This window comes from Aeromonas sp. s6, assembly GCF_040907815.1.
GTDB classification, from domain to species: Bacteria; Pseudomonadota; Gammaproteobacteria; order Enterobacterales; family Aeromonadaceae; genus Aeromonas; species Aeromonas caviae.
The window spans coordinates 1-10,382 of sequence record NZ_JBFOCN010000013.1 but is presented as its reverse complement, the minus strand read 5'-3'; the positions used below and the strand labels follow the sequence as shown (position 1 = coordinate 10,382).

The window sequence follows — 10,382 nt, the reverse complement described above, 5'->3', positions numbered from 1 at the left end:
GCCCGAGTGAAACACTTCATGGATACCGTGTCTCCTTTCCCGGGGAATGGCTATGGCACAGCGAAGGTGTAGCACTATTGGGATCAGTTATTTAGGGAGAGAATTATTTGACGGTGAGCTCAATGTATTTAATACAGCTATAGTGATTTTCTTTAACGTGATTAGAGGCCGGCCTTTCAAGGAAATAGTTGGGCTCCGGTATAACGATATATCTAACCGCGATGGTGATAGGAATGCATTTGCAAAATTTACACAGCCAGCGAATAAGTTACCAGACAGCACCTTAACAAAGGCATATTCATTGTTTCAAAACGGTACCAAGGCAAAAGATGTAAGCTATGATGCTATAGTTTTCGATACTTACGACTATCTCGATACGGTCATTGCATTCTCTCTATCGGATGTACTAATAGGTGCATTTTATATTTATCATAGTGCGACAAAAGATAGTAACGCATTGAAAATGATTGAGTTATTAAAGTATGGAACAAATAATACTACTCACACACTATTAATAAGATATGGGTTTCCACCAGATGATCTAAAAGAAATATCAGAGTATATCGATAAGATTTCTGAAGAAAATATATTGTTTAAGCCAGATGTTATTTTTAGTTCGCCACATATACAAGAATTAGTTGAGTGGTATTTACCTTAGTCATCTAAATAGCATACTTAAATCCTAATTACTACCCCCTTAAAATACCACATTCATCTCAATATAAAAACCGCAGCCTCGGCTGCGGTTTTTATATTCCTGATTTCTATTTCCCCAACCCCTTGCACTGCTCTCCCCCTGCGGCGGGATAGGCGGTGAGCGTCTCATAGAGGGCGGCACGCAGGCTGCCGGATTGGCAGAAGTCACAGCTGCCGCCAGCGTCGATATCGGTGATGCGGGCCCCTTGCGGCCCTTCCAGTACCAGATAGGTACTGACAAAACGGTAGGTGCCGCTGGGGGTGTCGAGCGGGGTGCCCGGCTCGCCAAAGGTGAAACGCACCTTGACCTCGCTGCGATCCCGGCTGCCGGCGATGGCGCGCGACGAGAGGATCTCCGAGCCCAGCAGGTGATCCCAGGCATTGGGCAGGAAGGGGTTGCCCTCGACGAAGGGGGGCTTCTCGTCCGGGGCTTCGCGAGTGGCTATCTCCCGCGCCTTGGAGGCAGCATTGAGCAGGCAGAGCAGCTCGGGGGAGACGATGCCTGGCAGTGCGCCGCCAAGATCGCTCTGATAGAGGCCGCTCGGTTTGACTTGGCGCTCCCAGTCGAGAAACTGGGCCACCTTGGCGCGGGCTTGGACCTGCATATCGGGGGCAGTGGCGGCCACAGACAGCCCGGACACCAGCAGAGGCAGGGCCAGAAACGGCATCCAGTTCAACTTCATGACGTCATCTCCTTGTTATTCTTGAAAAACAGAGCCGCCATCGGGCCGGTTTATGCCGTATATTGGCCCTCTCCCGACCACAAAGGAACTGCCTCTTGAGACCCTATCCCGCCCTGTTGCTCTTGCTGGCAACCACTGCCGTTCAGGCCGAACAGGATTGTACTGCGCCGGTGACACAAACCGACATGAACATCTGTGCGTTTCAGGATTACCAGCGAGCCGATGCCAAGCTCAATGCCGCCTATAAAAAGCGGGTTGCCTCCCTGGAGAAGGCACAGCTGGAGAGGCTGAGAACCGCGCAACGGGCCTGGATCACCTTTCGCGATGCCCAGTGCCGCTACGAGGCCGGCGTCTATGAAGGGGGCTCAATGGCGCCCATGGTCCACAGCAGTTGTCTCACCCAGTTGACCGAGGCGCGCACCAAAGACCTGAACATATTGCCAGACCAGCCATGATCAGAGGCGCCAACCAGGTCAGGTAGGAACTGGGGACAAGTAACAGACGGCTTGCAGGCACTCCGGTGAGTAATGACGCTAGTCCCCTCACCCTGACCCTCTCCCACAAGGGGAGAGGGGATCAGAACTCAGGCCGCCGAGGCTTGAGAGGTATCGAGGGAAGAGACACAAACAAAAACCGCAGCCCAAGGGCTGCGGTTTTTTTATTGGCTCAACCTGTTGGCCTAGGCGCCAACAAGGCCACCGGCCTTAGGCACGGCGCCAGCTGGTCTTGCCGGCGCTGTCTTCCAGCACGATGCCCATCTCGGTGAGACGGGCTCTAGCGGCATCCGCCGCGGCCCAGTTCTTGTCGGCGCGGGCCTGGTTGCGCTCGGCAATCAGGCGCTCGATCTCGGCGACCTCTTCGTCCGCTTCGTTGCCCTTCAGGAAGGCATCCGGATCCTGCTGCAGGATGCCGAGCACGGCGCCCAGCTCGCGCAGACGGGCACCGAGGCCGGCGGCCACGGCCATGTCTTCACCCTTCTGGCGGTTGATCTCGCGCACCAGGTCGAACAGGGCGGAGTAGGCTTCCGGGGTGTTGAAGTCGTCGTCCATGGCTTCCTTGAAGCGGGCCACCTGCTCGTCGCCACCGGCAGCAGCGGCCAGCGGCAGATCCCGCAATGCGGTGTACATGCGCTCCAGGGCGGCGCGGGCCTGCTTCAGGTTGTCTTCCGAGTAGTTGAGCTGGCTGCGGTAGTGGCCGGACATCAGGAAGTAACGGACGGTTTCGGCGTCGTAGTGGGCCAGCACATCACGGATGGTGAAGAAATTGCCAAGGGACTTGGACATCTTCTCTTTATCCACCATCACCATGCCGCTGTGCATCCAGGTGTTGACGTAGTCGCCGCCGTGGGCGCAGCAGGACTGGGCAATCTCGTTCTCGTGGTGGGGGAACTGCAGATCGGAGCCGCCGCCGTGGATGTCGAAGTGGTTGCCAAGGTGCTTGGAGTTCATGGCGGAGCACTCGATGTGCCAGCCAGGGCGACCCGGGCCCCAGGGGCTGTCCCAGGTCGGTTCGCCGGGCTTGGACATCTTCCACAGCACGAAGTCGAGCGGATTGCGCTTGGCATCCACCACGTCGACCCGGGCGCCGGCCTGCAACTGCTCCAGATCCTGGCCCGAGAGCTTGCCGTAATCGGCGTAGGAGTCGACGATGAACATCACATCGCCGTTGTCCGCCACGTAGGCGTGCCCTTTTTCCAGCAGGGTTTCAACCAGGGCGATGATCTCGCCGATGTGCTGGGTGGCGCGGGGTTCGATGTCCGGGCGCACCATGCCGAGGGCGTCGAAATCCTGGTGCATGTCGCCGATGAGGCGCTCGGTGAGATCGTCACAGGTCACGTGCGTTTCGGCGGCGCGCTTGATGATCTTGTCATCCACGTCGGTGACGTTGCGCACATAGGTGAGGTCGTACCCTGCATAACGCAGGTAGCGAGCGACGACGTCGAAGGCGACGAAGGTACGGCCGTGGCCGATATGACAGTGATCATAGATAGTGACGCCACACACATACATGCCCACCTTGCCCGGGTGGATAGGTTTGAATTCTTCTTTTTGACGAGTGAGTGTGTTGTATATCTTCAGCATCTTATGACCACTGCCTGTGAGTAAAATGGCCTGCCATTCTAACCGCATCCGGTATAGAAAACGAGGCAGAAAAAGCCCCCTCTCCCCCCTGCCATCTATGCCGCAGGGCCCTGATGGGCTAGAATTGCCACCACTTTATGCCATACACCTGCGGGCACCTTGCTGCCCGCGTCAAAATGAAAGGACAACTCATGGTTACTCTGCACACCAACCACGGCGACATCACCCTGACCCTGAACGCGGAAAAAGCCCCGGAGACCGTGGCCAACTTCCTGCAATACTGCCGTGACGGTCACTACGACAACACCATCTTCCACCGCGTCATCGACGGCTTCATGATCCAGGGCGGCGGCTATGCCCCGGGCTTCGAAGAGAAAGAGACCCGCGCTCCCATCAAGAACGAGGCGGCCAATGGTCTGTCCAACAAGGTCGGCACCATCGCCATGGCCCGCACCATGGAGCCGCACTCCGCCAGCGCCCAGTTCTTCATCAACGTGAACAACAACGACTTCCTGGACTTCAAGTCCGCCACCACCCAGGGCTTCGGCTACTGCGTGTTCGGTGAAGTGACCGCCGGCATGGACGTGGTCAACAAGATCAAGGGCGTCAAGACCGGCAACTACGGCCGCATGCACCAGGACGTTCCGACCGAAGACGTCGTCATCACCAAGGTGACCCTTGCCGAGTAATCCCTGCCGGCCAGGCTCTGACACAACTGCGGCCCCGGCCGCAGTTTTTCCATCTGCCGCCCCCAACTGGCGCCGCCTCGACTATCTGGCCCAGGGCAACGAACGTCAGCGCTCGGCCCACGCCCTGCTGAGCGGCGGCCTGTGGGATGAGCTTGGCCCCCTGTGCAACGATCTGGCCCTGGTAAGCACGATCGCCATCGGGCTGGATAGGCCCGGCAGCGATCTCGACATCCTCTGCCAGCATCCGGACCCGGCCTTCCTTGCCGCGACACTGGCCGCACAAGGCTGGCAGGTGCGAAGCAAGGGCGAACAGGTCTGGATCGCCGAGCAGCAACGCCACGAGCCAGATGGCCAGTGCTGGCCAGTCGAGCTCTACCTCACCCCTGACCCCCTCGAGACATGTCATGGCTGGCGCCACCTCAGCCTGATGGCCGCCCTGCTTGAGCGCTTTGGCGCCCCCTTCCACCGGGAGGTGCTGCGCCTGCGCGTTGATGAAGGGCTCAAGGGGGAAGCGGCCATGTGCCGCCTGCTGGGCCTGTCCGGCGACCCTTACGAGGCGTTGCTGACCCTGGAGGGCGTCAACCTTGCGGGGCTCTGCTGCTCTTCCCTCCCCCACCCGCTCGACGAGCAAGGTCACAGGCCTTGTCCGCCCCCAGGCGGGACTCTCTTACCATGATGCCCAGGAACTCATGAGCACCCTCTTTATCAGTGACATTCACCTCAGCCAAGGCAGGCCCGACATGACGGCGGCCCTGGTGCGCTTTCTGGCCGAAGACGCGCCCGGTGCCGACGCCCTCTATGTGCTGGGGGATCTGTTCGAATTCTGGATTGGGGACGACGACCCCAACCCGCTCCACCGCGAGGTGGCCGATGCCTTTCTCGCCCTGAGCCAGCAGGGGGTGCCCCTCTATTTCATTCACGGCAACCGCGACTTTCTCTTGGGGCGCCAGTTTGCCAAACGGGCCGGCATGACCCTGCTCGGCGACCCCTGCGTCATCGAGCTGTACGGCGAGCGGGTGCTGCTGAGCCACGGGGATCTGCTCTGCACCCGGGATGAGGGCTACCAGAAGTTTCGCCGCATCACACAACTCAAATGGCTACGCTGGCTCTTCCTGCGCCTGCCGCTCTCGCGCCGCCAGGCCATCGCCCACAAGATGCGCGGCCAGAGCCAGATGGAGAATGCCCACAAGAGCCAGATCATTATGGACGTGACCCCGGAGGCGGTAGACGAGATGCTGCGCCAGCACGGCTGCCGCCTGATGATCCACGGCCACACTCACAGGCCCGCCATCCACGACTTCACCCTGGATGGGCGTGCGGCGCGGCGCATCGTGCTGGGGGACTGGTTCGAGCAGGGGTCGGTGCTGGTGTGCTCCCCCGCCGGGCAGCGCCTCGACACCCGCGCGCTCGGCTGAGGCCCTCTGCCTGCCATGGTCATGAGCGAGTCTCATAAGACCGTTTCTGACTCACGCCGTGCTGTGGCGGGATACAAGCAGGATCCCTGCATATACTCTGGTTCTCTGCACATAACGAGGAGATGACCATGGGATTTCTTACTTGGGTGGTACTGGGGCTGATCGTCGGCATCCTGGCTAAATGGATCATGCCGGGCAAGGATGGCGGCGGTTTCTTCATGACAGTGATCCTGGGGGTGGTCGGTGCCATGGTGGGGGGCTATGTCAGCACCCTGTTCGGGATGGGAACGGTCACCGGCTTCAACCTGCCGAGCATCATCATCGCCACCGTTGGCGCCCTGATCGTGCTGTTTGTCTACAACAAGTTGCGCAGTTGAGACCCAGCCACCCATCGATGCGAGGGCGCCTGTGGCGCCCTCGCTGTTTTCTGCCCCGCTGGCTCCATCTTGCCGCGACCACCCGATCTCATCCCCCGAGCCTTAGCCCGGCGCCGGGCTTGCATCATTTCTAGTAGAGGCGTCTAATAACTCCCATGCCAACCAGCGACGCTCTGCCCCGCCGCCCTCGCGGTCGCCCTGCCCTGCACGGGCACACCTATGCCGATACCCGGGATCTGTTGATCCGCCGGGGCATGGAGCTGCTGACCGAACAGGGCATCGCCGCCACCTCCATCGAGCGGGTATTGCAGTCGACCGGGATCCCCAAGGGCTCCTTCTATCACTACTTCGCCACCAAGCACGACTTCACCCTGGCGGTCATGGATGCCTATCACCATTACTTCTGCCGCAAGCTGACGCGCTATCTGGAGGATGAGAGCCTGCCTCCCCTGGCCCGTCTTGTCGCCTTCGTCGACAGCGCCTGCCGGGGCATGACCCGTTATGCGTTCCAGCGGGGCTGCCTTGTGGGCAACCTGGGTCAGGAGGTGGTGCAACTGCCCCCCGATCTGCGCCTGCGCCTCGAGCAGATCCTCATCGACTGGGAGGCGCTGCTCGCCCGCTGCCTGAGGGATGCCGTGACGGCGGGGGAGCTGCCCCCTGAATGTGACTGCCCTGCCCTCGCCCATCAGTTCTGGATCGGCTGGGAAGGGGCCGTACTGCGCGCACGCCTGGTGGGCGATACCGAGCCCATGCTCTCTTTTCTCCGCTTTTTCATGACCTTGGCCAAATAGTTTTTTTACGAAGATTAATAGTCAGTCAGTCCAATTAATGGGAGTAGACAAGATGTTCAACGGTATTCTGATCGAGAAAGACGAGGCGGGTTATCGCGCCAGCTACCAGAGCCTCTCCGAGGAGATATTGCCTGCCGGGGATGTGACCGTGGCGGTACAGTGGTCTTCCCTCAACTACAAGGATGGCCTGGCCCTCACCGGCGCCGCCCCCGTGGTACGCCGCTTCCCTCTGATCCCCGGCATCGACTTTGCCGGTACCGTGCTGGAGAGCCAGCATCCCGACTGGCACCCCGGCGACAAGGTGGTGCTCAACGGATGGGGCGTGGGCGAGACCCACAGTGGCGGGCTGGCAGAGCGGGCACGGGTCCGGGGCGACTGGCTGGTCGCCCTGCCTGAGCGCTTCCAGCCCCGGGACGCCATGGCCATCGGCACCGCAGGGTACACCGCCATGCTCTGCGTGATGGCGTTGGAGAAGCACGGCATCACCCCCGGTGACGGTGACATTCTGGTGACGGGCGCCAACGGCGGCGTGGGCAGCGTGGCGATCACCCTCCTGGCCAAGCTCGGCTATCGGGTCGTGGCCGCCACCGGGCGGCTGCACGAGGCCGACTATCTCAAGTCCCTCGGCGCCGCCGAGGTGATCGATCGCGCCGAACTGGCCACGCCGGGACGCCCGCTGGGCAAGGAACGCTGGGCCGGCGTTATCGACACCGTCGGCAGCCACACCCTGGCCAATGCCTGCGCCACTACCCGCTACGGCGGCGCCGTGGCTGCCTGCGGTCTCGCGGGAGGGATGGACTTCCCCTCCACCGTCATGCCCTTCATCCTGCGCGGCGTCACCCTCTATGGCATCGACAGCGTGATGGCACCGCGCTCGCTGCGCCAGCAGGCCTGGGCCCGACTGGCCGAGGATCTCGACCTGACCCGCCTCCATCTCCTCACCCGGGAAGTGCCCCTCTCCCAGGTCGTGCCCCTGGGGAATGCTTTCCTGGCAGGCCAAGTGCGCGGCCGGATCCTGGTCAATGTCCAGGGGTGATGACTGACGCGATATGAGCCGGCTCGCCTGACCANCAGGTCAGGCGAGCCTCTCCAGGGCATTTCGCAGCCACACGGAGCGTCACCCCCCTTCCCATCGTCCATGACAATGGGCAACAGATGCGTTCAAACACTCAAGTGCAGGTTTCCCGGACAGAGGGACCGAGACATCTCTATAGGCAGCACCTTCCCGCTGCGCCCCCTCCCCCATCGATGCAGACAACCGTCACTCCTCACCGACAAGCCCCTGCCCTGGATACCCGTATTCGTCGACATGAGGCCCTGTTCGCCCACGACTGCGAACCATTGTCTTGCCCACTGACAGACCCCCGTTAAACAATCGATGCATCGAACAAATAATTCAGAATAGGAATACGTTTTATTTATCACCGCATATAAAAAGGGCGCATCACCTTGTATTAAACCTGTTTTTTGTATGGAAAAGCCCGAATCAAATGACAGGGTGCATTACACTCAAAACGACGCTTCATACCCAGAAAGTGTGAAGGGTTCGTCAACGAAGAGATGTCGGATGATTCTATTTTCTTGGCTGGGGTGTACTTATGTTCGACTCGAAACTTAAAAAAGAGCTGGCAGCAGAACGAGAGAGGGCCTTGAAAAGCGAGGCACTGGATCATGCCATGCACGATCATCTTCCCATGATTGAATTCACCACCGATGGTTATATTCTCGATGCCAGCCCGCTTTTTCTTCATTCCGTCGGCTACTCCCTCAATGAGATCGTGCAGCAGCATCACGCCATGTTCTGCATGAAAGAAGATACCGACTCTCCCTCCTATCGGGAATTCTGGCGAGATCTGGCAAATGGGCACAGCCAGCATGGCACCTTCCACCGGGTTGGCAAACAAGGCAAGGAAATATGGCTGGAGGCCACCTATTTCCCCGTCAGCCAGGGCGGAAAAATAATCAAGATCATCAAAATAGCGTCAGATGTGACGGTGCAACATGATCTGCTCATGACTCAAAAAGCAATATTTGAGGCGCTGGATCGCTCCCTCGCCGTCATCGAGTTTGAACCGACTGGTGTTGTTATTTCCGCCAACCGTAATTTCCTGGATACCATGGGCTATCGACTCGATGAAATTAAAGGCCATCAACATCGCATGTTTTGTGATGAGCTGTTTTATCGGGAACATCCCGATTTCTGGCAGGAGCTGGCTCAGGGTACGTTCAAATCGGGGCGCTTTCAGCGATTTGATAAAAAAGGCCATGAAGTCTGGCTGGAGGCAACCTATAACGCTGTGCGGGGCAGCCATGGCAAAGTGATCAAGGTCATCAAGTTTGCTTCCAATATCACCCCGCAGATCAGCAAAGATCAGGCCGTACAACATGTGGCTAAGGTGGCAAATGAAACATCTGTCACAACCAAATCCTCCGCCATCAAAGGAGAGGACATGTTGACCACCGTCGTCTCCACTTCGGACAATATTGTCAGGCAGATGGAACATGCCAGCACCTTGATGAGCAAGCTCCACGCTCAATCCCAGAATATCACCGCCATCGTATCCACCATCAGCAGCATTGCAGACCAGACCAACCTGCTCGCGCTCAATGCCGCCATCGAAGCGGCGAGAGCCGGCGAACAAGGCAGAGGCTTTGCCGTCGTGGCCGATGAAGTTCGTCAACTGGCGGCAAGAACCTCCCTATCGACCAACGAAATAGCCAATGTCGTCAGCCAGAATCAGCAGCTCACCAGGCAGGTCAGCGAGCAGATCCAGTCCGCGGCAGACGGCGCCATCCACGGGCAAAAGCAGATCGATGACGTTGCAAAAGTGATGGAGGAGATAAGACACGGAGCAGAAGAGGTGTCGACCATCATCTCGGAACTCTAGAGAATTCTGGGAAGCACTCAGGAGCCTGCCATCGAGCAGGCTCTTTGATGTTCACACCAGGGGTAGTAGCTTGGCACGTGCAGATTCAAGAGATGAACCGACTCTTCAGGTCGCTGCCATTCTGGCTGTCAATTAGCTAGTAACAAAAAGGCCACTATTGCTAGGCTGTGTTCTCAAAATGCTGGTTTTCTGTCCACACATAACTCGCGCAAGTAGCGAAGGCAGAAAGCCAGTTTGATAAAGGCTGCAAAACTCTTGGCTAGCTTTTCATATCTCGTTGAAAACCGGCGAAACTTCTTCAACCAACCGAAGCACCGCTCCACGACATTGCGCCTGCGGTAATGCACCTTGTCCAGTACCAATGGACGCCCCTTATGGCGCCGTTGCTGGTCGCTGCGTTGCGGAATGACCGCTTTTATCCTTCTCCGCCGTAGCTCGGCTCGAAAGGCTTTGCTGCTATAGGCCTTGTCTGCGGCAAGATGCGCTGGCCGTGTTCGGTAGCGACCTGATGACGTTGGTATCCTCGCCATGGCCAACGCGCTTGTTGCATAGCTGATTTCTGCTGATTGCCCCGGTGACAGGCAGAAGCTCAGTGGTAAGCCATGACCGTCCGTGACCAAGTGAATTTTGCTGCCGAAACCTCCCCGCGAACGGCCAAGGGCTTGATTCATTGAGGTGTTTTTTTACGTGCACCGGCAGCATCTTTGGATGCTCTGACATTGGAGCCGTCCAGGCACCACAGGTCGAAATCGATGAGCCCTT

Annotated in this window: 11 protein-coding genes and 1 pseudogene; 9 read left to right on the top strand and 3 right to left on the bottom strand. The window is 58.6% G+C overall.

The annotated features are described in order from the left end of the window. The first annotated feature begins 52 nt into the window (after positions 1-52). On the top strand, positions 53-658 hold the full coding sequence (locus AB5Y50_RS00890; RefSeq protein ID WP_336576134.1) for a hypothetical protein: 606 nt from the start codon (positions 53-55) through the stop codon (positions 656-658). Between the two features lie 106 nt (positions 659-764). On the opposite strand, the gene AB5Y50_RS00885 is transcribed toward AB5Y50_RS00890, so the two are convergent. Beyond that, positions 765-1,379, bottom strand: coding sequence for a hypothetical protein (locus AB5Y50_RS00885; RefSeq protein WP_319886972.1), 615 nt, complete (start codon positions 1,377-1,379; stop codon positions 765-767). A 95-nt stretch (positions 1,380-1,474) separates the two neighbouring features. Between AB5Y50_RS00885 and AB5Y50_RS00880 the strand changes: the two genes are divergently transcribed. Beyond that, on the top strand, positions 1,475-1,834 hold the full coding sequence (locus AB5Y50_RS00880; RefSeq protein WP_279987161.1) for a lysozyme inhibitor LprI family protein: 360 nt from the start codon (positions 1,475-1,477) through the stop codon (positions 1,832-1,834). Positions 1,835-2,083: 249 nt separating this feature from the next. Here the strand turns inward: AB5Y50_RS00880 and cysS are convergent, their stop codons facing one another. After that, a complete protein-coding gene (gene cysS / locus AB5Y50_RS00875; RefSeq protein WP_161648111.1) occupies positions 2,084-3,460 on the bottom strand; it encodes a cysteine--tRNA ligase in 1,377 nt (458 codons plus the stop codon). A gap of 191 nt (positions 3,461-3,651) precedes the next feature. Between cysS and AB5Y50_RS00870 the strand changes: the two genes are divergently transcribed. The 7 genes from AB5Y50_RS00870 (at position 3,652) to AB5Y50_RS00840 (ending at position 9,620) form a co-directional block, all read left to right on the top strand. After that, positions 3,652-4,149: a peptidylprolyl isomerase gene (locus AB5Y50_RS00870; RefSeq protein WP_010675220.1), complete on the top strand. Its 498-nt coding sequence runs from the start codon at positions 3,652-3,654 to the stop codon at positions 4,147-4,149. Next, complete coding sequence (locus AB5Y50_RS00865) at positions 4,139-4,825, top strand: DUF4269 domain-containing protein (protein ID WP_161648110.1); 687 nt, start codon at positions 4,139-4,141, stop codon at positions 4,823-4,825. The genes AB5Y50_RS00870 and AB5Y50_RS00865 overlap by 11 nt, the downstream gene beginning before the upstream one ends. A 13-nt stretch (positions 4,826-4,838) precedes the next feature. Next, a complete protein-coding gene (gene lpxH / locus AB5Y50_RS00860) occupies positions 4,839-5,564 on the top strand; it encodes a UDP-2,3-diacylglucosamine diphosphatase (RefSeq protein ID WP_041213119.1) in 726 nt (241 codons plus the stop codon). 128 nt (positions 5,565-5,692) lie between these two features. Continuing rightward, positions 5,693-5,941, top strand: a complete 249-nt coding sequence (locus tag AB5Y50_RS00855) for a GlsB/YeaQ/YmgE family stress response membrane protein (RefSeq protein WP_043156234.1) — start codon at positions 5,693-5,695, stop codon at positions 5,939-5,941. Between the two features lie 155 nt (positions 5,942-6,096). Continuing rightward, the gene (locus tag AB5Y50_RS00850; protein WP_319886973.1) at positions 6,097-6,732 is read left to right on the top strand and encodes a TetR/AcrR family transcriptional regulator; all 636 of its coding nucleotides are present in this window, start codon (positions 6,097-6,099) and stop codon (positions 6,730-6,732) included. 52 nt (positions 6,733-6,784) lie between these two features. Beyond that, positions 6,785-7,768 (top strand): MDR family oxidoreductase, encoded by a 984-nt coding sequence (locus AB5Y50_RS00845; RefSeq protein WP_319886974.1) that lies wholly within the window; start codon positions 6,785-6,787, stop codon positions 7,766-7,768. A 562-nt stretch (positions 7,769-8,330) separates the two neighbouring features. Further along, complete coding sequence (locus AB5Y50_RS00840; protein WP_161469689.1) at positions 8,331-9,620, top strand: methyl-accepting chemotaxis protein; 1,290 nt, start codon at positions 8,331-8,333, stop codon at positions 9,618-9,620. A gap of 173 nt (positions 9,621-9,793) precedes the next feature. On the opposite strand, the pseudogene AB5Y50_RS00835 reads toward AB5Y50_RS00840, so the two are convergent. Then, positions 9,794-10,382: pseudogene (locus AB5Y50_RS00835) on the bottom strand (IS5 family transposase); the annotation flags it as partial.

Bases quoted from the DNA above. Each gene is read 5' to 3' on its own strand.
- AB5Y50_RS00890 (WP_336576134.1), top strand. From the start codon at position 53: ATGGCACAGCGAAGGTGTAGCACTATTGGGATCAGTTATTTAGGGAGA.
- AB5Y50_RS00885 (WP_319886972.1), bottom strand. From the start codon at position 1,379: ATGAAGTTGAACTGGATGCCGTTTCTGGCCCTGCCTCTGCTGGTGTCC.
- cysS (WP_161648111.1), bottom strand. From the start codon at position 3,460: ATGCTGAAGATATACAACACACTCACTCGTCAAAAAGAAGAATTCAAA.
- AB5Y50_RS00870 (WP_010675220.1), top strand. From the start codon at position 3,652: ATGGTTACTCTGCACACCAACCACGGCGACATCACCCTGACCCTGAAC.
- lpxH (WP_041213119.1), top strand. From the start codon at position 4,839: ATGAGCACCCTCTTTATCAGTGACATTCACCTCAGCCAAGGCAGGCCC.
- AB5Y50_RS00855 (WP_043156234.1), top strand. From the start codon at position 5,693: ATGGGATTTCTTACTTGGGTGGTACTGGGGCTGATCGTCGGCATCCTG.
- AB5Y50_RS00850 (WP_319886973.1), top strand. From the start codon at position 6,097: ATGCCAACCAGCGACGCTCTGCCCCGCCGCCCTCGCGGTCGCCCTGCC.
- AB5Y50_RS00845 (WP_319886974.1), top strand. From the start codon at position 6,785: ATGTTCAACGGTATTCTGATCGAGAAAGACGAGGCGGGTTATCGCGCC.
- AB5Y50_RS00840 (WP_161469689.1), top strand. From the start codon at position 8,331: ATGTTCGACTCGAAACTTAAAAAAGAGCTGGCAGCAGAACGAGAGAGG.